Below are 23,747 nucleotides of genomic sequence, written 5' to 3' on the forward strand. Positions count from 1 at the left end.
CACGCTGTTGAGTTCTCAAGGAACGGACGCTTCCTTCGGACCGCCTTCCAGCGGACCCTCCGGGCTTCGTTCTTTCGTGTTTCCAGCTTATCAGATGTTTTCCGCTCCATTTTCCGGAGTTTCATTCATCCGATTTGCTTTCGCCTTTCGGCGCTCCCGAACTCTATCAGAGTCTTTCGGTCCGTTTTCCCCGGTCGTTCTCGAATTCGAATCCGAATTCGAGCCCGTTTCCGAGGGGCCGTCCCGTGGGGCAACCCGGAGAACATTACGCACCGGGTCGCCCCACGTCAAACCGGCCTCAGCCGGTCTTGAGCGAGCCTCAGACCTCGACGACGACCGGCAGGATCATCGGCCGGCGGCGGTAGTTGTCCGCGACCCACTTGCCGATGGTCCGGCGGACCAGCTGCTGCACCTGGCGGGGCTCCAGCACGCCGTCGCTCGCCGAGCGGTCCAGGCCCTCCTGGAGCTTGGCGACGACCGGGCCGAAGGCGTTGTCGTCGATGCCGGAGCCGCGGGCCTGGATGGTCGGGCCACCGACGATCTTGCCGTTGGTCGAGTCGACCGCGACGAAGACCGAGATGAAGCCCTCCTCGCCGAGGATCCTGCGGTCCTTGAGCGAGGCCTCGGTGATGTCGCCGACCGAGGAGCCGTCCACGTAGACGTACCCGGCCTGCACCTTGCCGACGATCCGGGCGACGCCCTTCTCCAGGTCGACGCAGACGCCGTCCTCCGCGATGACCACGCGGTTGCGCGGCACCCCGGTGGCGATGCCCAGCTCGGCGGCCGCGCGCAGGTGGCGCCACTCGCCGTGGACCGGCATCAGGTTGCGCGGCTTGCAGATGTTGAAGAAGTAGAGCAGCTCGCCGGCCGAGGCGTGGCCGGAGACGTGCACCTTGGCGTTGCCCTTGTGCACGACCTTGGCGCCCCAGCGGGTCAGGCCGTTGATCACCCGGTAGACCGCGTTCTCGTTGCCCGGGATGAGCGAGGAGGCCAGGACGACGGTGTCGCCCTCGACGATGCGGATCTGGTGGTCGCGGTTGGCCATCCGGGACAGCGCCGCCATCGGCTCGCCCTGCGAACCGGTGCAGATCAGCACGACCTCCTTGTCCGGCAGGTCGTCCAGCTGCTTGACGTCCACGACCATGTTGCCGGGGACCTTCAGGTAGCCGAGGTCGCGGGCGATGCCCATGTTGCGGACCATCGAGCGGCCGACGAAGGCGACCTTGCGCTTGTACTCGTGCGCGGCGTCCAGCACCTGCTGGATGCGGTGCACGTGGCTCGCGAAGGAGGCCACGATGATGCGCTTGTCGGCGTTCGCGAAGACGTTGCGCAGCGCCGCCGAGATGTCCCGCTCGTGCGGGATGAAGCCGGGGACCTCGGCGTTGGTGGAGTCCACCAGCAGCAGGTCCATGCCCTCCTCCGCCAGCTTGGCGAAGGTCGGCAGGTCGGTCAGGCGGCCGTCCAGCGGGAGCTGGTCCATCTTGAAGTCACCGGTGGCCACGACCATGCCGGCGGGGGTGCGGACCGCGACCGCCAGGGCGTCCGGGATGGAGTGGTTGACGGCGATGAACTCGCAGTCGAAGGGGCCGATGCGCTCGCGCTCGCCCTCCTTGACCTCCAGCACGTACGGCCGGATGCGGTGTTCGGCGAGCTTGGCCTCGATCAGGGCGAGGGTCAGCTTGGAGCCGATCAGCGGGATGTCCGGGTTCTCCCGCAGGAGGAAGGGGACGGCGCCGATGTGGTCCTCGTGCCCGTGGGTGAGGACGATGCCGTCGACCTTGTCGAGACGGTCCCGGATGTAGCTGAAGTCCGGGAGGATCAGGTCCACGCCGGGCTGCTCGTCCTCGGGGAAGAGGACGCCGCAGTCGATGATCAGGATGCGGTCGCCGTACTCGAGGACCGTCATGTTGCGGCCGATCTCGCCGAGGCCGCCGAGCGGAGTGATGCGGAGGGCGCCCTCCTTCAGTGCCGGGGGCGCGCCGAGCTCGGGGTGCGGGTGGCTCAAAAGACTCTCCTCACGACGCGCGCCATATGTCCGGGGTCCTCCCCCTGGAGACATATGGCGCGCGTACTCAGTGTCGTTTTCCTACTGGGTCTGTGCTCTCGCGCCTACGGTCCGGTCCAGCGGCGGACCCGGGGAGGTCCGGCGAGCCGGGGGCGCGCACGTCCGTGTCTGCTAAAGGTGTACCCCGCCGGAGGCGAGATCCTGCTTCAACCGCTCGATCTCCTCGGGCGTCGCTCCGACCAGCGGGAGTCGCAGCGGGCCGGCGGGCAGGCCCTGGAGTTCCAGCGCGGCCTTGGCGAGGATCACACCCTGGGTGCGGAACATACCGCTGAACACCGGCAGCAGGCGCTGGTGGATGCTCGTGGCCTTGACCACATCGCCCGCCAGGAAGGCCTCGACCATCGCCCGCAGGTCCGCCGCCACCACGTGCCCGACGACGCTGACCACGCCGACGGCTCCGACGGACAGCAGCGGCAGGTTGAGGATGTCGTCGCCGGAGTACCAGGCGAGGTCGGCGCGGGCGATGGCCCAGGCCGCGGCGCCGAGGTCGCCCTTGGCGTCCTTGTTGGCGACGATCCGCGGGTGCTCGCCGAGGCGGACCAGCGTCTCGTGGCTCAGCGCGACCCCGCTGCGGCCCGGGATGTCGTACGCCATGACCGGCAGGCCGGTGGCGTCGGCGACCTCGGTGAAGTGCCGGTACAGGCCCTCCTGCGGGGGCTTGTTGTAGTACGGCGTGACGACCAGCAGGCCGTGCGCCCCGGCCGCCTCGGCCTGGCGGGCCAGCTCCACGCTGTGGTGGGTGTCGTTGGTGCCGACGCCGGCCACCACGTGGGCGCGGTCCCCGACCGCCTCGACCACGGCGCGGACCAGCTGGGCCTTCTCGGCGTCGCTGGTGGTCGGGGACTCACCGGTGGTGCCGTTGACGACGAGGCCGTCGTTGCCGGAGTCCACGAGGTGCGTGGCGAGGCGCTGGGCGCCGTCGAGGTCGAGCGCGCCGTCGGCGGTGAACGGGGTGACCATGGCGGTCAGGACCCGGCCGAACGGCGTCTGGGGGGTGGAGGTCGGAGCCATGCGTCCAAAGCTACTCGTAGGCGGTGGGGCGGTACCCATGCCGGTCCGGTGTTCGGACAGGTGCAGCGCATCGGTGGCGCGGACGTGGGATTCCGGTGCTGCCCGCTCGGGGGTTCGGGCAGCACCGGAATCCGTGTTCACGAATGTAGGGAGCGGCTAGAAAAGCCGCAATCCAGACATGCCAGACACTCTGCCCGTATGCCTGTCGTCCCAGGTCAGGGGGCGACCCGGCCGTGCTTCTCGAAGGCCGCATGGGTGAGCGGCATGAGCCGGGCCCACTGCTCCTCCATCTGCTCGGCGACCATCTCGATCTCGCGCTGCGGGAAGGACGGCACCGCCGAGTTCTCCCGCCGGGTGCGCAGCGACAGGAAGTGCATCAGCGAACGCGAGTTGCAGGTCGCGTACATCGAGGAGAACAGGCCCACCGGCAGCACCGCGCGGGCCACCTCGCGGGCCACCCCGGCGGCCAGCATCTCCTGGTAGCGGGCGTAGGACTCGACGTACGCGGCCTCCATCGCCGCGGTCGTGGTCCGGTGCTGCTCCGGCGTGCCCTCGTGGAACTCGTACTTGCCGGGGCGGCCCTCCTGGACGAGCTTGCGCTCCTCGCCCGGGACGTAGAAGACCGGCTGGAGCTCGCGGTAGCGGCCGGACTCCTCGTTGTACGACCAGCCGCTGCGGTGCCGGTGGAACTCCCGGAACACGAAGATCGGCGCGCTGATGAAGAAGGTCATCGAGTTGTGCTCGAAGGGCGTGCCGTGCCGGTCGCGCATCAGGAAGTTGATCAGGCCCTTGGACTTCTCCGGGTCCTGCTGGAGGGCCTCCAGGGACTGCTCGCCCGCGGTCGAGACCCGGGCCGCCCAGATGACGTCCGAGTCGGCGGCGGCGCTGCGGACCAGCTCCACCGTCACGTCGCTGCGGAAGCTGGGGGCCGTCGGTTCGTCGCTCACGCGTTACTCCTTGCGGGTTCGGTGCTGTGCAGCTTGATGGCGTGCTGCATGGTCTTGCGGGCGCGCGGGGTGTCGCCGGCGTCGGCGTAGGCCACGGCGAGGCGGAACCAGACCCGCCAGTCGCCCGGCGCGTCCTGTGCCTCGGCCTGGCGGCGGGCGAACACCGCGTCGGCCGAGGCCCGGTCGATCCGCCCGCCCTTGCTGCGCTCCAGCTCGTCCACCGGCAGGCCGCCCTCGGCCTCCAGCTCGCGGGCCAGCCGCTCGCTGTCCCGGCCGAAGCGGACGGTCTGGCGCAGGAACCAGACCCCGATCACCGGGATCACGAAGGCGCAGACCCCGATGCCGATGCCGAGCGGCTTGCCGGTGGCGATCAGCTGGACGCCCTCGCCCACGCAGACCAGGGCGACCAGCAGCAGCACGCCGGACAGGACGAAGAAACCGGTACGGGAGGTCATCGGGCCCCTCCGGGGATCGGTACGGTCCGGTTCGGCGTGCTCTGGTACGGCACGGTCTGGTTCGACACTGTCACAGGTCCAGGAAGTGTTCGAGGCCGAAGGTCAGCCCCGGCGTCCCGACGACCTTGCGCACGCCCAGCAGGATGCCCGGCATGAAGCTGCTGTGGTGCAGCGAGTCGTGCCGGATGGTGAGCGTCTCGCCGGTGTCGCCGAACATCACCTGCTGGTGCGCGAGCAGGCCGCGCAGCCGCACCGCGTGCACCGGCACCCCGTCCACGTCGGCGCCGCGCGCGCCGGGCAGGCTGTGGGTGGTCGGGTCCTGCTGCGGCGGCCGGCCGGCCTCGGCCCGGGCGGCGGCGATCAGCTGGGCGGTGCGGGTGGCCGTCCCGCTGGGGGCGTCGGCCTTGCGGTCGTGGTGCAGCTCGACCACCTCGACCGACTCGAAGTACCGGGCGGCGATCTGGGAGAACTTCATGCCGAGGATGGCGCCGATGGAGAAGTTCGGCGCGATCAGCAGGCCGAGCTCCGGGGCCTCGTCCAGCCAGCCGCGGACGGTGGCGAGCCGCTCGTCCGTCCAGCCGGTGGTGCCGGTGACCACGTGGATGCCGTGGTGCAGGCAGAAGTCCAGGTTGCCCATCACCGAGTCGGGGTGGGTCAGCTCGACGACCGCCTGGGCGCCGGCCTCGGTCAGCTCCTCCAGGTCCGACCCGCGGCCGAGGGTGGCGACCAGCTCCAGGTCCGGCGCGGCCTCCACGGCCTTGACCGCCTCGGAGCCGATCCGTCCCCTGGCGCCGATCACGGCGACACGCAGCGTCATGGCAAAAGTTCCTCTCACCTGGGATTCAGCGGATCCGGAAAAGCGGATCAGACCAGCAGATCGGCGAGCTTGGCGGCCCGCTTGTCGTTGACCGGGCCGATCAGGGCGAGCGACGGCCGGTACGCGCCCAGCACATCACGGGCCACCGCGTGGACGTCCTCCAGGGTCACCGCTGCGATGCGCTCCAGCATCTCGTTCACCGACAGGTGGTGCCCGTAGCTGAGCTCGGCCTTGCCGATCCGGTTCATCAGCGAGCCGGTGTCCTCCATGCCGAGCACGGTGGAGCCGGAGATCTGGCCGATCGCCCGGCCCAGCTCCTCCTCGGTGATGCCCTCCTCGACCACCTTGGCCAGCTCGGCGCGGCAGATCCGCAGCACCTCCTCGACCCGCTTGGGCTGGCAGCCGGCGTAGATGCCGAACAGGCCGCTGTCCGCGTACGACGAGGAGTACGAGTAGACCGAGTACGCCAGGCCCCGCTTCTCGCGGACCTCCTGGAACAGCCGGGAGCTCATCCCGCCGCCGAGGGCCGCGTTGAGCACGCCCATCGCCCAGCGGCGCTCGTCGTGCCGGGGCACCCCGGGCACGCCCAGCACCAGGTGGGCCTGCTCGGTGGAGCGGTTGAGCACCTCGACCCGGCCGGCCGTGCGCAGCGCCTTGACGCCGCGGCGGGCCTCGGCCGGCGCCGCGGTGGACGCCGCCAGCAGCGGCGCGAAGGCCTGCTCGACCTGCTTGACCACCTTGCGGTGGTCGAGGTTGCCGGCCGCGGCGACGACCAGCTGCTCGGGCCGGTAGCGGCGGCGGTAGAAGCCGGCGATCTGGTCCCGGGTGAGCGTCCTGATGGTCTCCTGGGTGCCGAGGATCGGGCGGCCGAGCGGGCCGCTGCCGAAGATCACCTTGGCGAACAGGTCGTGCACCACGTCGCCCGGGTCGTCCTCGGCCATCGCCATCTCCTCGAGGATGACGCCGCGCTCGGACTCCACGTCCTCGGTGCGGATCAGCGAGCCGGTGAGCATGTCGCAGACCACGTCGATGGCCAGCGGCAGGTCGGTGTCCAGGACCCGGGCGTAGTAGCAGGTGTTCTCCTTCGCGGTGAAGGCGTTCATCTCGCCGCCGACCGCGTCCAGGGCCGCCGAGATGTCCAGCGCGCTGCGCCGCTCGGTGCCCTTGAAGAGCAGGTGCTCCAGGTAGTGGGTGGCGCCGTTGAGCTGCGGGGTCTCGTCCCGCGAGCCGACGCCGACCCAGATGCCGAAGGTCGCGGAGCGCACCGTCGGCAGGGTCTCGGTGACGACCCGAAGGCCGCCGGGGAGCACGGTGCGGCGCACCGTGCCGGCGCCGTCGACGCCCTTGAGCAGGGTCCGGGTCGTGCCGGGACGCTGCGTTACCGCCGGGGCCTGCGCCACGGGGGGTACCTCCAGAGGAAACGCACGTGCGGATGGGCACGTACGGACGAACGCGTGGACAACGGGGTGCGGCCCGCACGCCGTGAGGCGTACGGGCCGCGGGGTCAGCTAGCGGCGCTTCACTCGGAAGCGGCCTCGCCGCCCTCCTCGCCCTCGATGACCGGGATCAGGGAGAGCTTGCCGCGCGGGTCGATCTCGGCGATCTCGACCTGGACCTTGGCGCCGACGCCGAGGACGTCCTCGACGTTCTCGACGCGCTTGCCGCCGGCCAGCTTGCGGATCTGCGAGATGTGCAGCAGGCCGTCCTTGCCCGGCATCAGCGACACGAACGCGCCGAACGTCGTGGTCTTGACCACGGTGCCCAGGTAGCGCTCGCCGACCTCCGGCATGGTCGGGTTGGCGATCTGGTTGATCGTGGTGCGGGCGGCCTCGGCGGCCGGGCCGTCGGCGGCACCGATGTAGATGGTGCCGTCGTCCTCGATCGTGATCTCGGCGCCGGTGTCCTCCTGGATCTGGTTGATCATCTTGCCCTTGGGGCCGATGACCTCACCGATCTTGTCCACCGGGATCTTGATGGTGATGATGCGCGGCGCGTTCGGGGACATCTCGTCGGGCGAGTCGATGGCCTCGTTCATCACGTCGAGGATGTGCAGGCGGGCGTCCTTGGCCTGCTTCAGCGCGGCGGCGAGCACCGACGCCGGGATGCCGTTCAGCTTGGTGTCCAGCTGGAGGGCGGTGATGAAGTTGCGGGTACCGGCGACCTTGAAGTCCATGTCGCCGTACGCGTCCTCGGCGCCGAGGATGTCGGTCAGCGTGACGTAGTGGGTCTCGCCGTCGATCTCCTGGGAGATCAGGCCCATCGCGATACCGGCGACGGCGGCCTTCAGCGGCACACCGGCGTTCAGCAGCGACATGGTCGAGGCGCAGACCGAGCCCATCGAGGTGGAGCCGTTGGAGCTCAGCGCCTCGGAGACCTGGCGGATGGCGTACGGGAACTCCTCGCGGGTCGGCAGCACCGGCAGCAGGGCGCGCTCGGCCAGCGCGCCGTGGCCGATCTCGCGGCGCTTGGGCGAGCCCACGCGGCCGGTCTCACCGACGGAGTACGGCGGGAAGTTGTAGTTGTGCATGTAGCGGCGGCGCGTCTCCGGGGAGAGCGTGTCCAGCTGCTGCTCCATGCGCAGCATGTTCAGCGTGGTGACGCCCAGGATCTGGGTCTCGCCGCGCTCGAACAGGGCCGAGCCGTGCACCCGCGGGATGGCCTCGACCTCGGCGGCCAGGGTGCGGATGTCGGTGACGCCGCGGCCGTCGATGCGGACCTTGTCCTTGATGACGCGCTCGCGGACGACCTTCTTGGTCAGCGCGTTGTAGGCGGCGCTGATCTCCTTCTCGCGGCCCTCGAACTCGGGCAGCAGCTTCTCGGCGGCCAGCGCCTTGACGCGGTCCAGCTCGTTGTTGCGCTCCTGCTTGCCGGCGATGGTCAGCGCCTGGGCGAGCTCGTCCTTGACGGCGGCGGACAGCGCGGCGAGGACGTCGTCCTGGTAGTCCAGGAAGACCGGGAACTCGCCGGTCGGCTTGGCGGCCTGGGCGGCCAGCTGCGACTGCGCGGCGCACAGGACCTTGATGAACGGCTTCGCGGCGTCCAGGCCCGAGGCGACGATCTCCTCGGTCGGCGCCTCGGCGCCGCCCTCGACCAGCTTGATGGTCTTGTCGGTGGCCTCGGCCTCGACCATCATGATCGCGACGTCGCCGTCCGGCAGGACGCGACCGGCGACGACCATGTCGAAGACGGCCGACTCCAGCTCGCTGTGGGTCGGGAAGGCGACCCACTGGCCGTTGATCAGCGCGACGCGGACGCCACCGATCGGGCCGGAGAACGGCAGGCCCGCCAGCTGGGTGGAGGCGGAGGCGGCGTTGATCGCGACCACGTCGTACAGGTGGTCGGGGTTGAGCGCCATCACGGTGACGACGACCTGGACCTCGTTGCGCAGGCCCTTGACGAAGGACGGGCGCAGCGGGCGGTCGATCAGGCGGCAGGTGAGGATCGCGTCCTCGGAGGGCCGGCCCTCGCGACGGAAGAACGAGCCGGGGATGCGGCCCGCGGCGTACATCCGCTCCTCGACGTCCACGGTCAGCGGGAAGAAGTCGAAGTGCTCCTTCGGCTGCTTGGACGCGCTGGTGGCCGACAGCACCATGGTGTCGTCGTCCAGGTAGGCCACGGCGGAGCCGGCGGCCTGACGGGCCAGACGGCCGGTCTCGAAGCGGATGGTACGGGTGCCGAAGGAACCGTTGTCGATCACGGCCTCGGCGTAGAACACGTTCTCTTCCACCTGGAAGATCTCCTCTTTCGTACGTCTCCGGGAGAGCGTCCCCGCGTACTGCCTGCGGTGGGCCCCGGGCCCTCCTCGGGGAGGGCGGCAGTCGGGCCGGTCTTCGATCGAAGCCTCCGGAGTGCCCCGCTCGGTCTGCGGGGGTTCCGACGGCCACTACCGAGGACCGGCGCCTCACGGCTGCCGGGCCCGGAAGGGCGGTCCGCGTCTGGACGCTCTCTCGGATGCGGGCGGCTTCCGTTTGAAGCCTTCGTCCCGCGGGGGGGGTTGGGTCCTTCTGCCCGGGTGGCGCGCTGGTGCGCCATCACCCGGCATGCCCACAACCCTACGGTGCAATCCTCGGCCACCTGGGGAGGTGCGCGCGAGTTGTTATCTGCGGGCGCCGCGGCTCAACGGCCGCGGCATACGCGCGAGGGGCGGCTCCCCGGTGTGGGGAGCCGCCCCCGAGCGGCGGTCTTAGCGGGCGCCACCGGCGGCACCGCGGCGGATGCCCAGGCGGTCGACGAGCGTACGGAAGCGCTCGATGTCCTTCTTGGCCAGGTACTGCAGCAGGCGGCGGCGCTGGCCGACCAGGATCAGCAGGCCACGACGCGAGTGGTGGTCGTGCTTGTGGGTCTTGAGGTGCTCGGTCAGGTCCGAGATACGACGGGAGAGCATGGCCACCTGGACCTCGGGGGAACCGGTGTCGCCCTCCTTCTGGCCGAACTCGGCGAAGATCTGCTTCTTGACGTCAGAGGCGAGAGCCACTGCAACTCCTTCAGGGTCTACCGAGCGGTCCTGGTCGACAACACAGGACTCATCGAGAACTCGGTGTCGCGGGCGCGGCCGGCGGTCGTCGACCCACGGGGGGCGGACACACGGCTGCGCTCGAAGGCCAAGCGTACCAGTGCCGCCCACCCGGCCGTTCGGCGGTCGGGCGGGCGGCTCCGGGGACGGTTCCGGGGCCTCCGCGGGCGGCTCCGGGGGGCCTGCGGTCAGCTGGTGGCGCCGCGGACCAGCCGGTAGACGTCCAGGACGGCGAGCGCCAGCGGGACGAGCGAGATCAGGGTGAGGCTGTCCACCAGGTCCAGGATGCGCCCCCAGAACGGGGAGACCCCGAGCCGCGGCACCACCAGGGCGATCGCGGTGAGCAGCGCGGCGCCGAAGGCGATCGAGGCGGTCAGCCAGATCGTGCGCAGGTCGAGCTCGGTGGTGGAGCCGGCCGCCCGCAGGAAGAACTGCGGGGTGTGCAGGGAGAGCCCGACGATCAGCAGGCTCAGGCCGAGCAGGCCGGCCACCGTGAGGCTGAGCACCTGCGCGGTGTAGCGGAACAGCCGGGCGCGCAGCATGGTGGTCAGGCCCAGGGCGAGCGCGAGCACCTCGGGGAAGGTCTCGTCGGTGAAGCCGAGGACGGCGCAGGCGCCGACCACGACCGCGGCGCAGCCGCCGACCAGGCCGACCAGCACCTCGTGCCCGCGGCGGGCCTGGTGCGCGATCCGCTCGTACTGGACGGCCTCGGCGCGCTCGGCCTCCTCGTCGTAGTCGCGGCTGCGGGTGCGGGTCTGGCCGGGGGCGCTGAAGCCGACCGGCAGCCGGGCGAACCGGGCGGAGAGGCTGGGCAGGAAGCCGACCACGGCGACGGCGGCGACGCCGGTGACGGCGGCGATGTGCCCGGCCGGGGTCTCCGGGAGCAGGACGGCCGCGAAGGTGGCGAGCGCGCCGGCGGTGGAGACCAGGGCGGCGGCGACGAACACCGCGTCCTTCTCCGGCAGCAGGCCGGCCAGCAGTACGGAGACCACCAGGGCGGCGACGCAGCCGACCAGGAACTGGAGCCGGCCGGGGCCGTCCCCGAGGTGGGCGACGGCGATCACGCCGCTGCCGCCGATCATGGCGTGCGGCAGCGCGCCGAGGCCGAGCGCGACGGCCGCGTGGGCGTCCTGGTAGACCCGGGCGCGGACCCCGGCGAGCGCGGTGAGCACGACGGCGGTGACGCCGGCCAGCACGCCGGGCAGGCCGTGCATGTCGTGGCGCAGGTCGGAGAACCAGAGCGCGAAGCCGAGCAGGGTGAGCAGCACCCCGGCGCCGATCAGGCCGAAGCCGCGCATCAGCTCGGCGGTCCAGAACCGGCGGTCGGCCTCGACGGCGCTGGCGATCGCGTCGGCGACGTCGTCGTAGACGGCCGGCGGGAGCGACTCGGCGAAGGGGCGCAGCGCCAGCAGGTCGCCGTCGCGGACCTGCTGGGCGGCCAGCGGCAGCCCGCTGTCGAGCACCGTGCCGTCCCGGCGGACCAGGTGGAAGCCGGTGGGGGTGCCGTCGGGCTGGCTCTGGTTGGCCAGCCGCAGCACCTCGGGGTAGACGTCCGCGAGCGGGACGTCCTCGGGCAGGGCGACGTCGATCCGGCGGTCCGGGGCGACGACGGTCACCCGGCAGTAGCCGGTGGCGGCCGCGGTGCTCACGCTCCCACCCCGCTTCGCCCGGCAGGCGCTCCGCCCACTGCGCGGTGTTCGATGATGAGCTCGCTCCGCTCACTCATGCCCGCACCTCGATCCTTCGACGCACGTGGCGCTCCCCCTTGTTGACGGTGCCGAGGCCCGGCGGCGCTCGGTGTTGCTGTGGAACCGGCCCGACCGGGCCGCGAGTTGGCGCGGCGTTACCCTACCCGTTCGGTTCGTGTCCGGTGCCGGTGCGTACCGGGCCCTGGCGGGCGGTGCGGGGGCGACCGTTAGGATCGGCGCCTGCGCAGAGGTACGGGGGCTGCGCTGGGTGGGGCGTCCCCAGTCACCGGATTCCCGTACGGAGCGTGCGCAAGTCACGTGAGGGCTGATGCCGAAGTGATCGATCGACGCCGCGGGGTGGATGACACATGGGTGTGATCACGGTCAAGCGACCGGCCAGGGCGTATCCGCCCACCGTGCCGGACGAACCGGTGGAGCTGGTGAGCCCGCCCGAACTGCCCCGGCAGGGCGGCGAGGACTGGCTGATGAGCATCCTGCCGATGCTGGGCATGGGCGGATCGGCGGTGTTCTTCTTCTCGCCGGGGGCCGCCGCACCCATGAAGATCATGGGCGGTCTGATGATCGCCTCGACGGTCGGCATGGTGCTGGCGCAGATCGTCCGGGCCCGCAAGGGCGGCTCGACCGCGATGGCGGACGAGCGGCGCGACTACCTGAAGTACCTCCAGCAGACCCGCCGCCAGGTGCGCCGCACGGCGGAGCGCCAGCGCGGCGCGCTGCTGTTCCTGAACCCGGCCCCGGACCAGCTCTGGTCGATCGTCGAGGACGGCCGCCGGCTGTGGGAACGGCGCACCGGGGACGGCGACTTCGCGCAGATCCGGGTGGGCCTCGGGCCGGTGCAGCTGTCCACGCCGCTGGTGGCGCCGCAGACCGCGCCGATGGACGAGCTGGAGCCGCTGTCGGCGGCCGCGATGCACTCCTTCCTGAAGGCGCACGGCACCCTCCAGGACCTGCCGCTGGCGGTCTCGCTGCGGGCCTTCTACCACATCACGGTGTGCGGGGACCCGGACTCGGTGTACGGGAACGTGCGCGCGATGATCGCCCAACTGACCACCCTGCACTCGCCGGACGACCTGATGGTGGCGGTCGCGGCCGCGCCCGGTGCGGCCGAGGAGTGGGAGTGGACCAAGTGGCTCCCGCACAACCAGCACCGCAAGGAGGCCGACGGCGCGGGCTCGCGCCGGCTGTTCGCCGCCGACCTGGGCGACCTGGAGTACCTGCTCCAGGACGAGCTGGCCGGCCGCCAGCGCTTCGTGCGGGAGGTGGCCCCGCCGGCCGACCAGCCGCACCTGGTGGTCGTCATGGACGGCGCCGGGGTGCCGCACGACTCGCTGCTGGCGAGCCCGGAGGGCGTGCAGGGCGTGACGGTCATCGAGGTGGTGCCGGGCGAGGTCGACGAGCCCAGCGGGCACCTGATGGTGACGGTCAACGCCGAGGAGCTGGTGCTGCGCTCGGCCTCCGGCGCGACGTACACCGGCAAGCCGGACCTGCTCTCGGTGTGGCAGTCCGAGGCGCTGGCGCGGCAGTTGGCGCCGTACCGGATCTCGGCCGGCGGGGACGACGAGCCGCTGCTGTCCAACCTCGACTTCACCGACATGATGAGCTCGGGCGACCCGGGCTCCTTCGACGTGGCCCGCAGCTGGCGCCCGCGCGCCCAGCACGAGCGGATGCGGGTGCCGATCGGCGTCGGCGCCAACGGCGAGCACGTCTACCTGGACATCAAGGAGGCCGCGCTGGAGGGCATGGGCCCGCACGGCCTGTGCGTCGGCGCGACCGGCTCCGGCAAGTCGGAGCTGCTGCGCACGCTGGTGCTGGCGCTGGCGATGACCCACTCCTCGGAGATCCTGAACTTCGTCCTCGCCGACTTCAAGGGCGGTGCGACCTTCTCCGGCATGGCGGACATGCCGCACACCTCCGCGGTGATCACCAACCTGGAGGGCGAGCTCACCCTGGTCGACCGCATGCGCGACGCGATCGAGGGCGAGCTGCACCGCCGCCAGGAGCTGCTGCGCTCGGCGGGCAACTACGCCAACATCCACGAGTACGAGCGGGCCCGGGCGGCCGGCGCGGCGCTGGACCCGCTGCCCTCGCTGGTGCTGATCATCGACGAGTTCTCCGAACTCCTCAGCGCCAAGCCCGACTTCATCGAGATGTTCATCCAGATCGGCCGGATCGGCCGCTCGCTGGGCGTGCACCTGCTGCTGGCCTCGCAGCGCCTGGAGGAGGGCAAGCTGCGCGGCCTGGACACCTACCTGTCGTACCGGATCGGTCTGCGCACCTTCTCGGCCGCGGAGTCCCGGGCGGCGATCGGCGTGCCGGACGCGTACCACCTGCCGCCGGTGCCGGGTGTCGGCTACCTGAAGTTCGGCGAGGACGTGATGGACCGGTTCAAGGCCGCCTACGTCTCGGGGCCGTACCGGGCGCCGGGGCAGCAGCGGTCGACCGGCGGGCGGCGGGTCGACACCCGCCCGGTGGAGTTCACCGCCGCCTTCGTGGACCTCCCGGACCCGGTGGAGGTGGAGGTCGTCCCGCAGGCCCCGGAGCAGGACGACGCGCTGGTGGACACCGTCCTGGACGTCTTCGTCCAGCGGATGGCCGGCCAGGGCCCGGCCGCGCACCAGGTGTGGCTGCCGCCGCTGGAGGAGGCGCCGAGCATGGACCACCTGCTGCCGCCCCTGCAGGTCGTGCCGGAGCGCGGGCTGACCGCGCCCGGCTACCCGGCGGGCCGGCTGCGGGCGCCGATCGGCATCGTCGACCGGCCGCGCGAGCAGAAGACGGACATCCTGGAGGTCGACTACGCGGGGGCGGCCGGCCACGGTCTGATCGTGGGCGGCCCGCGCTCCGGCAAGTCGACCGTGGTGCGCACCATGGTGGCCTCGTTCGGCCTCACCCACACCCCGCTGGAGGTGCAGTTCTACCTGCTCGACTTCGGCGCGGGCAGCTTCCAGTCGCTGGGCGGGCTGCCGCACGTCGGCGGGGTGGCCGGGCGCCTGGACGTGGACAAGGTGCGCCGGATGGTCTCCGAGGTGCACGGGGTGCTCAACCGGCGCGAGGAGCTGTTCCGGGCCGCCGGGATCGACACCATCGCCACCTACCGGGCCCGCCGGGCGGCCGGCCAGCTGCCGGACGAGGCCTTCGGCGACGTCTTCCTGGTGATCGACGGCTGGAACACCTTCAAGCAGGAGTTCGAGGGCCTGGAGCCGGTGATCGGCGACATCGCCCAGCGCGGCCTCGGCTACGGCGTGCACCTGGTGATCACCGCGGCCCGGTACGCCGAGGTGCGCCCGGCCCTGAAGGACCTGCTGCAGAACCGGACCGAGCTGAAGCTCGGTGACGCGATGGAGTCCGAGGTCGACCGCCGGGTGGCGCAGAACGTCCCGTCGCTGGCCGGGCGCGGCATCACCCCGGAGCGGCTGCACTTCCTGTCCGGCCTGCCCCGGCTGGACGGCTCCTCCTCGGTGGAGGACCTCCAGAACGGCGTGGCCGGGCTGGTCGCCGCCGTCGACGGGGCCTGGACCGGCCCGCGCGCCCCGCAGGTGCGGATGCTGCCGGCCGTCCTGGACGGCCACGCGCTGCCGAAGGGCTTCGAGCACCCGGAGCGCGGCGTCGCCTTCGGCGTGGACGAGGCGGAGCTGGCACCGGTCTTCGTCAACTTCGAGACCGACCCGCTGTTCATCGTCTTCGGCGACACCGAGTCCGGGAAGTCGGCGGTGCTGCGGATGCTGATCAAGCAGATCACCGAGCGGTACACCCCGGACCAGGCCGGCATCGTGGTCGGCGACTACCGGCGCGCGCTGCTCGGCACCGTGCCGCCGGAGTACCTGGTGGAGTACGCGGCCGCGCAGCCGGCCATGGCGGCCATCGTGGACATGCTGCGCGGCGCCTGCTCGCGCCGCCTGCCGGGCCCGGACGTGACCGCCGAGCAGCTGCGCAACCGCAGCTGGTACAGCGGCAAGGACATGTTCGTGATCGTCGACGACTACGAGCTGGTCGCGACGAGCTCGGGCAACCCGCTGGCCCCGCTGGCCGAGTTCCTGCCGTTCGCCCGCGACATCGGCCTGCGGGTGATCGTGGCCCGCAGCGCGGGCGGCGCCGGCCGCTCGCTGTACGAGCCGGTGCTGCAGCGGATGCGCGAGCTCGGCGGCCAGGGCGTGATCCTCTCCGGCAACCGGGACGAGGGCGCGCTGCTGGGGACGGTCAAGCCGCAGGCGCTGCCGCCGGGCCGCGCCGTCTTCGTGTCACGCCGCGTGACCAGCGGGCAGATGGTCCAGACGGGCTGGCTGCCGGTGGCGTAGCCGCGCCGGCCGTCACGGACGGTGAGCGAAGGGGTCGGACTCGTGGAGTCCGGCCCCTTCGGCGTCCCGGGTTCCGAAACGTTACCTAGATCTTTCCGGGCGGGGGCTGCGGTTCCCGTACCCCGCCGGGGAGTTGCCGGGCGCCTCAGGGGCACCTGGGCGTATCACCGCTCACTCGAAGTACGACCTTGGAATCGCGGCCCGCCCTCTTTGTTCACCTTCGATTCAATTGCCATGTGGCCAAAGTAACAAGTCGGACAAAGCTGGCAATGACCGAACGTGATCATCGGATCGTATGTCTATGCCGTTCACCGCAACGGATTCCGAAGCAGTTCCGGCGTTGACGCGATCAATACGCCCAAGGTTCCATGGCGGCCAGGGAGCGCCTGGAACCGGACACCGAGCAACCAGCCAGCGGAGGCGATACCGCTCCCACCCCAGCACCGCACAGAGCCGATCGGAAGCCACATGACCGACACGCTTCGCCCGCCACAGACCGTAGCCGCCCCCGCGGCCGAGGCGGCAGCGCCCCAGCAGCTCAAGCGCTCGATCGGCGTCGTGGGCGGCACCCTGCTCACGCTGTCCTGCGTCACCCCCGCCTCGACGCTCTTCGTGATCGTGCCGGAGCTGTTCTCCAGCATCGGCAGCGCCACCGCGCTGGCCATCGCGATCGGCACCGTGCTCTGCGTCGCGGTCGCGTTCTGCTACTCCGAACTCGGCACCCTGATCCCCAGCGCCGGCGGCGAGTACGCGATGGTCGGCACCCTGGCCGGGCGGCTGATGGGCTGGCTGGTCTTCGTGCTCTCCCTGATCGTGGTGATGATCGTCCCCTCGGTCATCGCCCTCGGCACCGCCGACTACCTCGCGCCCGTCCTGCACCTCGACAAGGCCATGACCGGCGCCGCCGTGATGCTGGCCGCCACCCTGGCCGGCCTGCTCGACCTGCGCGCCAACGCCTGGATCACCGGCGTCTTCCTGGTCCTGGAGGTCATCGCGGCCGGCGTGGTCTCGGTGCTCGGCTTCGCCCACACCAACAGCGACGCCCCCAGCCTGCTGCACGGCGTGGTCACCGGGGACGGCGGCGCCACCACCACGGTGAGCGTCGGCGCCATCGTCGGCGCGCTCGGCATCGCCCTGTTCATCACCCAGGGCTTCTCCACCGCCGTCTACCTGTCCGAGGAGCTGGAGAACCCGCGCCGCAACGTCTCGCGCACCGTGCTGTGGACGCTCGGCATCTCCTCCGCGATCATCCTGGTCCCGGTCGTCGCGATCACCGTGGGCGCCCCCGACCTGCAGACCCTGGCCTCCGGCGACATCTCCGGCATGGTCACCGCCTGGAGCAACTCCGCGGTCGGCACCTTCATCAGCCTCTGCGTCGCGCTGGCCATCATCAACGCCGGCATCGTCATGGTCATCCAGAACTCCCGGGTGCTGTTCGCCTCCGCCCGCGACAAGGCCTGGCCGGAGCCGGTCAACAAGGCCTTCGGCACCCTCGGCCGGTTCGGCTCGCCGTGGATCGCCACCCTGGCGGTCGGCCTGCCCGGCGCCGCGCTCTGCTTCGTCAAGGGCGAGCTGCTGAGCAACATCACCGGCGTCGCCGTCACCGGGATGTACCTGCTGGTCGCGATCGCCGCGCTGCTCTCCCGCCGCGGCCACCACAAGCACGCCGCCGCCTGGCGGATGCCGCTGTGGCCGGCCGTCCCGGTCGTGCTGATCGCCGTCCTGGTCTACGTGATGACCAAGCTGGACACCGAGCCCCTGCTGTGGACCGGCGGCATCACCGCCGCCGCCACCCTCTACTGGCTGTTCTACCTGCGCCCCCGGCAGGACACCCGCTGGGTGATCAGCCTCCCCGAGGACCAGCAGGACTGACCCCCACCCCTCCCCCACACGGCGGTGCCCCGGGCCTCCCCCAGGCCCGGGGCACCGCCGTCTCCCGCGCTACTTCTTCGGCGTCCACTGCGGGCTGGTGGCGACCGCCCGCAGCTGCGCCTCGGTCAGCAGCGGATCGCCCTTCGACACCAGCGTGACCAGGACCTCCACGCCGTCCGGCCGCATCGCGTCCACGACCTGCACCCCCTTCGGGACCTTGGCCGCCGCGCCGCGCGCCAGGAGCCTCGTCCCGTCCGGCAGGGTCTCCGCGCCCTGGTACGCCTCCGGCCCCGGCCGGTCGTCGGGGGCCTTCGCCCAGTTCTCGACCGTCAGCGTCAGGGTCCCGGTCCGCCCGCCCCCGGCCAGCTCGAAGTCCGCCCGCAGGTCCCGGCTCCTGCGGTCGGTCACCGTCACCCCCGCGGGCAGCAGCCCGGTCAGGACGGACTCGCGGTCCTGCAGCGACAGGCCCGGGTCGATCGCCTCGGTGTCGACGCCGTCGAACCTGAGGGCCGCGACGACCCGGTTCCAGGACGGGTCCGTGACGACGGCCTTCAGCTGGTCCGGCGTGAGCGGCGGGTTGGGCCGGCTGTCCGGCGCGTCCTTCTCCTGGGGCGAGTTCCACTCGCTGAGGCCGATCAGCCCGCCGTCCGGACGGGCCACCGAGGCGCGCCACTCCTTGGTGGTGGCCCGGTGGTCCGGGTACTCGTAGCCCTGGGTGAGCATGAGCTTCGACCCGTCCGGCAGCACGGTGACGGCGCAGGAGTCCAGCGAGGCGAGCTTGAGGTCCGTCGGGCAGGTCTGCGGCTGGACGTCCTTGGGGCGGTGCTTCTGGATGCTGAGGCCCATCAGCGACCGGCCCTGGCCGTCGTCGAACACCAGGTTGGCGTCCGCGTACATCCCCTTGTTCTCGTCGGTTCCGTGCCCCTTCGCGTCGGACACCTGGCCCTTGGGCAGCAGGGCCTGGAAGGTGGCGACCACCTCGTCCCCGGTGATCACCACCGGGGCGGAGGACTTCACCGAGGTCGGGGTGGCCGAGGCGGTGGCGCCGTCGCCGCCGGCGGTGGCCGCCGGGGCGGAGGCCGCACTCACCGTGCCCGCGTCCTTCGCCCCCGGGAAGCCCAGGTACACCGCGCCGGTGCCCACCAGGGCCAGCGCGGCCGCCCCGCCCACCACGGCGGCGGTCGAGCGGCGGCGCCAGCGGCCGCGGCCGCGCCGGTAGCCGCCCGCGGCCAGGTCGGCCCGGCCGGGGCGGAAGCCTTCGCCCGTACGGGTGAGGGCATAGAGAAGATCGTCCTCGAACTTGTCCGGTTCGGACATGGGTGTTCACCGTCTCCTTGCGTCGCGGGTGGTGATGAGAGGTACCGGGCGGTCGGCGGCCGGCCTCAGCGGGCGGCGAGCTCGGCCAGCGAGTCGCCGAGCAGGGCGCGCAGCCGGGCCAGGGCCCGGGTGGTGCGGGTACGGACGGCCCCGGAGGAGACCCGCATGGCCTCGGCGGTCTCCTCGACGCTGCGGTCCTCCCAGTAGCGCAGCACCAGGACCGCGCGGTCCTTGGGCGGCATCCGGCCGAGCGCGTCGAGGAGGGTCAGCCGCAGCGTGCGGTCGGCGTCCTGCCCCTCCGGCTCCGGCAGGGCGTCGCTGGGGCGCTCGCCGCTGGAGCGGCGGCGCTGCTGGGCGAGGAAGGTGCGCACCATCACGGTGTGGGTGTAGGCCGCCGGGTTGTCGATCCGGCCGCGGCCGGTGAAGGCGCTGCGCCGCCACAGCACGTACATCCGGCTGAGGGCCTCCTGCACGAGGTCCTCGGCGTAGTGGGTGTCGCCGCTGGTGAGCAGGCACGCCGAGCGGTACAGGTGGCCGGTCCGGCCGGAGACGAGTTCCAGGAACTCCGCGTCCTTGGCCTCCCGGCCCGCCCCGATCCACCCCATGCGCCCTGCCCCCCGCGGTCCGCCGTCCCTGACACTTCATCGATGCGGCGGGCGGGCTGCGGTGTTACAGGGGGTTCCGGCGGTTCTTCGACGCGCCGGCCCGGTCGGGCGGGGGTCGGAGGTCAGTCGGCGGACTTGCGCCGGTGGTCGCGCAGCACCGTGCCGCCGCCGATCAGTAGGGCGACCAGCAGCGCGCCGACGCCGAGGACGTACGTCGCGGTACGGCCGTCCCGGTCGGCCTGGGTCTCGCCGAGGCCCACCGGGCGCGGCACGATCGGCGCGGCGGCGAGCTGCACCGGGGCGTCCGGGGTGGGCGCGAAGGGCGCGTCGTCGGGGGCCTTGGTGACGGCCCTGACCGGGTCCACCACGCCCCAGCCGGTGAAGTTGTCCGGCTCGCGCTGGGTGCGCTGCGCGGTCTGCTCGATCCAGGCCCGCACCTGGGCCGCCTTCCAGTTCGGGTGGGCGCTCCACAGCAGCGCGGCGAGCCCGGAGACGTACGGGGCGGCGAAGCTGGTGCCGTTGTCCACGCACTGGCCGCTCCCGGGCACGGTGGACAGCATGTCGACACCGGGCGCGGCGACCTTCACGAAGCCGCCGTACTGGGAGAACGGCGCGCGCTCGTTGTTGCGGTCGGAGGCGCCGACGGCCAGCACGGTCGGGAAGGCGCCCGGGTAGGTGTCGCCCTCCTTGCCGTCGTTCCCGGTGGAGGCGACCACCACGATGTTCTTCGCCTCGGCGTAGTCGACGGCGGCCTTCAGCTCCTGGTACCCGCCGAAGCGGGCGTCGCCCGCGCCGCGCACGTCCTGGGAGATGTTGATGACCTTGACGCCGGGCTGGTCGGCCGCCTTCCTGATCGCCGTGACCAGGGTGGAGACGTCGCCGTTGCCGTCGCTGTCGTTCTGCCGGATCGAGAAGATCCTGGCGTCGGGGGCCAGCCCGACGAAACCGGTGGCCTTCCTGGGGCCGGCCGCGATGATCCCGGCCACCTTGGTGCCGTGGCCGACCGGGTCCTCGATGGACTTGCCCGGGATCGCCTCCTTGGTCTCGCGGTTGACCAGCAGGTTGGGGCCCTCGTCGACCTTTCCGCTCAGCTGCGGGTTGTTGACGTCCACCCCGGTGTCGATGACCGCGACCGTCACGCCCGCGCCGGTGGTCTTCCCGCCCTGCCACAGCTCGTCCAGCAGCAGGCGCTGCAGCGACCACGGCACGGTCGGCACGTCGGGCGCCGGCTTGGGGCAGTCGCCGGCCGCGGCCAGTCCGGGCCCACCTTCGGCGTACGCCGGGGCGGCGAGCGGGCCGCCCAGCACCGCGAGCGCGGCGAGCGCCGCGGCCGCCTTCCGGTACCCGTGTCGGGACACCCTGCCACCCCTCATGTCGTCCACCCGTGTCGCGCGTCGGGGGCGGGTGCCCGGAATCCGGGTACCCGCCCCCTGCTGTTCCCTACGGAACCCGAACGTCAGCCCCAGAGCTTGGCGTTGGCGTCCTCGGTCGTCCGGTAGCTCTGCGCGGCCTGGTCCAGCGAGGTCGCGATCTGCGTGCAGGTCTTCTGCAGGTCGGCGGCGCGGGCGTCCCACTGGGCCTGGTGGGCCTGGTAGCCCTCCTGGGCCGCACCCTGCCAGCTGGAGGCGATGCGGGTGACGTTGCCCTTGAGGTCGTTCAGCAGGTGGTCGATGCGGCTCGCCGAGGCCTTGACCTCCTCGGACGCGTGGTGAACGGTCTCGAAGTTGACGAGAATGTGGTCGGACACGTTGTCTCCCTAGACGAGGGTGCGGAGCGCCACGCGGTCAGTGGCGGGCGCTCCGCGGAGCGGTGGATCGGGACAGAACGGCGGTCGGCGCGGGTGCGACGATCAACGCGGAAGCGGTGATCAGCCCTGGGCCGAGGAGAACATCGCCTTCTGCTCCTCTTCGGTGCTCGCGTAGTGCTTGGTGGTCAGCTCGATCGCGTGCTTGATCGCGGTCAGCGACTCCTTCAGCTTCGCGATGTCCTCGTTGACCCGGTTCTGCAGGGTCGTGTAGGCGCTCGCGGCCTGGCCCTGCCAGCCGCCGGTGATGCCGGAGACCGTGCTGATCAGCTTGGTCCGCTCGGCCTCGATCTTGCCGATGGCCTCTTCGATCTGCTTGGCGAACGCCAGCATCTCCTGCGCCGTCATCGTGAACTGACCCTGAGCCATGCTCCACCGTCCCCCATGAGACAACATTTTGCGTGCACGGAGGGCCCGCGAGGGGCCCCACCGTGCCATCACCCGTGTGATGTCCAGCAGCACTGTAGTCGGCACACGCAGCTCGCCCAACACCGAGCACAGAGTAGTTACCAGACCATGACACTGCGGCCAATTCGGTTGCCGCGCTTGGCCGGTCAGGCGTTCTGCGGCTGGGCGGCGCTCTTCGCGGTCAGCGGCGGACCGGCCGGAACCAGGTTCGACCACTCCTTCGGCACCGGCAGCGGCTGGACCCCCTGGTAGCCCAACCGGGCCTGGTTGCCGCCCGGTTCCTCCTGCTGGCCGGGCTCCTGGGACGGCGCCCCGGGGGCCGGCGTGGCCGTCGGCTGCGGCGTCGGCTGCTTCGGCGGGGCGCTCTGGCCCGGCTGCGGCGAGGCCGTGGGACGCTGGCCGCCGTCACCGTTGGACGGGACGGAGTAGCGCAACCCGGTCTCGGTGATCAGGAAGTCGGTCCCGGAGCCGGCCGCCGCGTGGTCCAGCGAGCGGTAGAACAGCCCGTGACCGGGGGTCACGTACGCGGCCCCGGCGCCGTTGTTGTACGGCGCGGGGTACGTCGTCCCGGCCCAGACGCTGCGCTTGGCGGTGGCCCCGTCCGCGGCGACACCGTCGTAGGTGCTGCACACGACCATCCGGGCGTCCTGGCGGTCCTGCCAGTTGTTCACCGGCGCACCGGTCTTCAGCGGCCAGTCCGGCGCGGTGCCCTTCAGCGCGACGTCGCCGCCCCACTGGGCGTTGTCGGCCGGGATCATCTCGTCGCTGCGCGGCTTCTTGTCCTGGTCGTACTTGTAGAGCATCTGGTACGCCGGGTTCTGCCGGATCAGCTCCGCCTGGAACGGGGTGACCAGGAACAGCTGCTCCTTGCCGACCACGTAGTGGCGGTCCTGGTAGTGCACCAGCCGGCCGACCCGGCGGTCGGCCTGGTTGCCCAGCTCCACCTTGGAGTTGGCGCCCTGGCTGTCGGCCACGCCCTCGACCTGCGGGAAGGTGATCGGGGTGGCGGTCACCAGGGTGTCCAGCCAGTCCCGCTTGACCCGCTGCGGCACCGCGTTGGGCCCGAACACCGCGGTGATCAGCGCCTTGCGCTCCTTGTCGTCCGACTGCGGGGTGCCGATCTCGTGCTTGCGGCCCTGCGCGTCGACCAGGAACACCGCCGCACCCGAGGCGGCCGGCTGACCCGCCGCCGGCGCGGCCGAGATCTGCTGCTCGTCGGCCTGCTGCACCAGCATCAGCTGGTCCGGGCCGAGCATCCGGTCCTTGGCCGCCAGCGCCGCCGCGTCCGCCCCGGCCGCCACGAACACCGCCTGGTTGACGGTCTCCTGCTTGTCGTCCGAGCCCGGGCGGTCGCACACCGCCCACTTCATCGGCTTGTTCGCGTTGTCCGTGGTCGGCAGCTTGTCCGGCGCGTACGGGATGCCGATCGTCGGCCCGTGGTTGGGGTAGCGGTCGAGCACCCCGTCGTCCACCACCACGACCTTGGCGCCCGCGGGCAGCACCAGCCGCGCCGAGGACATGTTGAGGACCTGGTGCAGCCGCTTGGTCTTGTTGTCCTGGTCGGTGAGCACCACGTACCGGGTCGTCGACTGCTTGCCCTGGATGATGTTCTTGCCGTCGTCCCACTTCACCGGCGCACTCGGCTTGAAGACCCCCCAGAGCCCGAAGCCGGCCACCACCACCGCCCCGGCCAGCACACTCGGCAGCACCGCCTTCACCGGACGCGGCGCGTCCTCGTCGCTGCCGCCGCCGGCGGGCAGCAGGAAGGCGCCCACCGTGCGCTTGCGGGCGAAGGTGTACGCGTTCAGCTCGTCCCGGCGCGATGCCATACCTCGTCGTCCCCCTAGTCAGACGTCGTCGGGCGTTGTCAGACCGACCTGCCCCGTGGTCACCCGCCGGGCACGAACCGGCGCGAACCCTCTACGATGCGGC

The 23,747-nt window shown here is 71.6% G+C and carries 17 protein-coding genes; 2 read left to right on the forward strand and 15 right to left on the reverse strand.

The features are described 5' to 3' along the window. Nucleotides 1-319: 319 nt before the first annotated feature. The 9 genes from ACFVU7_RS44065 to eccD all read right to left on the reverse strand — a co-directional run bounded on the left by ACFVU7_RS44065 (nucleotide 320) and on the right by eccD (nucleotide 11,457). Entirely contained in the window at nucleotides 320-2,005 is a 1,686-nt protein-coding gene (locus ACFVU7_RS44065) for a ribonuclease J (protein ID WP_049651675.1), read from the reverse strand. 171 nt (nucleotides 2,006-2,176) lie between these two features. Beyond that, nucleotides 2,177-3,076, reverse strand: coding sequence for a 4-hydroxy-tetrahydrodipicolinate synthase (gene dapA / locus ACFVU7_RS44070; RefSeq protein WP_049651676.1), 900 nt, complete (start codon nucleotides 3,074-3,076; stop codon nucleotides 2,177-2,179). 215 nt (nucleotides 3,077-3,291) lie between these two features. Then, nucleotides 3,292-4,023: an FAD-dependent thymidylate synthase gene (gene thyX, locus ACFVU7_RS44075; protein ID WP_049651677.1), complete on the reverse strand. Its 732-nt coding sequence runs from the start codon at nucleotides 4,021-4,023 to the stop codon at nucleotides 3,292-3,294. Beyond that, nucleotides 4,020-4,478, reverse strand: a complete 459-nt coding sequence (locus ACFVU7_RS44080; protein WP_049651678.1) for a tetratricopeptide repeat protein — start codon at nucleotides 4,476-4,478, stop codon at nucleotides 4,020-4,022. Before ACFVU7_RS44080 ends, thyX begins: the two co-directional genes overlap by 4 nt. Before the next feature lie 70 nt (nucleotides 4,479-4,548). Further along, the gene (gene dapB / locus ACFVU7_RS44085) at nucleotides 4,549-5,295 is read right to left on the reverse strand and encodes a 4-hydroxy-tetrahydrodipicolinate reductase (protein WP_074006413.1); all 747 of its coding nucleotides are present in this window, start codon (nucleotides 5,293-5,295) and stop codon (nucleotides 4,549-4,551) included. A 47-nt stretch (nucleotides 5,296-5,342) separates the two neighbouring features. Beyond that, on the reverse strand, nucleotides 5,343-6,695 hold the full coding sequence (locus tag ACFVU7_RS44090; protein WP_234348371.1) for a pitrilysin family protein: 1,353 nt from the start codon (nucleotides 6,693-6,695) through the stop codon (nucleotides 5,343-5,345). 119 nt (nucleotides 6,696-6,814) lie between these two features. Further along, a complete protein-coding gene (locus ACFVU7_RS44095; protein ID WP_049651681.1) occupies nucleotides 6,815-9,022 on the reverse strand; it encodes a polyribonucleotide nucleotidyltransferase in 2,208 nt (735 codons plus the stop codon). Nucleotides 9,023-9,478: 456 nt separating this feature from the next. Next, nucleotides 9,479-9,769 carry a 30S ribosomal protein S15 gene (gene rpsO / locus ACFVU7_RS44100; protein WP_031072625.1) on the reverse strand — a complete coding sequence of 97 codons (291 nt, stop codon included), beginning with the start codon at nucleotides 9,767-9,769 and terminating at the stop codon, nucleotides 9,479-9,481. 227 nt (nucleotides 9,770-9,996) lie between these two features. After that, nucleotides 9,997-11,457, reverse strand: a complete 1,461-nt coding sequence (eccD, locus tag ACFVU7_RS44105; RefSeq protein WP_049651682.1) for a type VII secretion integral membrane protein EccD — start codon at nucleotides 11,455-11,457, stop codon at nucleotides 9,997-9,999. Nucleotides 11,458-11,864: 407 nt separating this feature from the next. Between eccD and eccCa the strand changes: the two genes are divergently transcribed. Both eccCa and ACFVU7_RS44115 read left to right on the forward strand, forming a co-directional pair. Beyond that, nucleotides 11,865-15,809, forward strand: a complete 3,945-nt coding sequence (gene eccCa / locus ACFVU7_RS44110; RefSeq protein WP_074006411.1) for a type VII secretion protein EccCa — start codon at nucleotides 11,865-11,867, stop codon at nucleotides 15,807-15,809. A 468-nt stretch (nucleotides 15,810-16,277) separates the two neighbouring features. Beyond that, a complete protein-coding gene (locus ACFVU7_RS44115; protein ID WP_388052266.1) occupies nucleotides 16,278-17,681 on the forward strand; it encodes an APC family permease in 1,404 nt (467 codons plus the stop codon). Nucleotides 17,682-17,750: 69 nt separating this feature from the next. Here the strand turns inward: ACFVU7_RS44115 and ACFVU7_RS44120 are convergent, their stop codons facing one another. The 6 genes from ACFVU7_RS44120 to ACFVU7_RS44145 all read right to left on the reverse strand — a co-directional run bounded on the left by ACFVU7_RS44120 (nucleotide 17,751) and on the right by ACFVU7_RS44145 (nucleotide 23,644). Next, nucleotides 17,751-18,998 (reverse strand): hypothetical protein, encoded by a 1,248-nt coding sequence (locus ACFVU7_RS44120; protein ID WP_388052268.1) that lies wholly within the window; start codon nucleotides 18,996-18,998, stop codon nucleotides 17,751-17,753. Nucleotides 18,999-19,063: 65 nt separating this feature from the next. Next, nucleotides 19,064-19,603: a SigE family RNA polymerase sigma factor gene (locus ACFVU7_RS44125; RefSeq protein WP_117487808.1), complete on the reverse strand. Its 540-nt coding sequence runs from the start codon at nucleotides 19,601-19,603 to the stop codon at nucleotides 19,064-19,066. Between the two features lie 122 nt (nucleotides 19,604-19,725). Beyond that, on the reverse strand, nucleotides 19,726-20,961 hold the full coding sequence (gene mycP / locus ACFVU7_RS44130) for a type VII secretion-associated serine protease mycosin (protein ID WP_388052270.1): 1,236 nt from the start codon (nucleotides 20,959-20,961) through the stop codon (nucleotides 19,726-19,728). Nucleotides 20,962-21,059: 98 nt separating this feature from the next. Beyond that, nucleotides 21,060-21,350, reverse strand: a complete 291-nt coding sequence (locus ACFVU7_RS44135) for a WXG100 family type VII secretion target (RefSeq protein WP_049657362.1) — start codon at nucleotides 21,348-21,350, stop codon at nucleotides 21,060-21,062. A 120-nt stretch (nucleotides 21,351-21,470) separates the two neighbouring features. Next, on the reverse strand, nucleotides 21,471-21,776 hold the full coding sequence (locus ACFVU7_RS44140) for a WXG100 family type VII secretion target (protein ID WP_063780319.1): 306 nt from the start codon (nucleotides 21,774-21,776) through the stop codon (nucleotides 21,471-21,473). Between the two features lie 185 nt (nucleotides 21,777-21,961). Then, nucleotides 21,962-23,644 (reverse strand): type VII secretion protein EccB, encoded by a 1,683-nt coding sequence (locus ACFVU7_RS44145; protein ID WP_387976654.1) that lies wholly within the window; start codon nucleotides 23,642-23,644, stop codon nucleotides 21,962-21,964. Nucleotides 23,645-23,747: the final 103 nt, after the last annotated feature.

The organism is Kitasatospora sp. NPDC058046 (assembly GCF_042885595.1).
Taxonomy (GTDB): domain Bacteria; phylum Actinomycetota; class Actinomycetes; order Streptomycetales; family Streptomycetaceae; genus Kitasatospora.

What these genes read in the sequence shown, in the direction of transcription:
- dapA (WP_049651676.1), bottom strand. Translation starts at nt 3,076, where the DNA reads ATGGCTCCGACCTCCACCCCCCAGACGCCGTTCGGCCGGGTCCTGACC.
- ACFVU7_RS44120 (WP_388052268.1), bottom strand. Translation starts at nt 18,998, where the DNA reads ATGTCCGAACCGGACAAGTTCGAGGACGATCTTCTCTATGCCCTCACC.
- dapB (WP_074006413.1), bottom strand. Translation starts at nt 5,295, where the DNA reads ATGACGCTGCGTGTCGCCGTGATCGGCGCCAGGGGACGGATCGGCTCC.
- ACFVU7_RS44125 (WP_117487808.1), bottom strand. Translation starts at nt 19,603, where the DNA reads ATGGGGTGGATCGGGGCGGGCCGGGAGGCCAAGGACGCGGAGTTCCTG.
- ACFVU7_RS44145 (WP_387976654.1), bottom strand. Translation starts at nt 23,644, where the DNA reads ATGGCATCGCGCCGGGACGAGCTGAACGCGTACACCTTCGCCCGCAAG.
- ACFVU7_RS44140 (WP_063780319.1), bottom strand. Translation starts at nt 21,776, where the DNA reads ATGGCTCAGGGTCAGTTCACGATGACGGCGCAGGAGATGCTGGCGTTC.
- eccCa (WP_074006411.1), top strand. Translation starts at nt 11,865, where the DNA reads ATGGGTGTGATCACGGTCAAGCGACCGGCCAGGGCGTATCCGCCCACC.
- ACFVU7_RS44115 (WP_388052266.1), top strand. Translation starts at nt 16,278, where the DNA reads ATGACCGACACGCTTCGCCCGCCACAGACCGTAGCCGCCCCCGCGGCC.
- ACFVU7_RS44080 (WP_049651678.1), bottom strand. Translation starts at nt 4,478, where the DNA reads ATGACCTCCCGTACCGGTTTCTTCGTCCTGTCCGGCGTGCTGCTGCTG.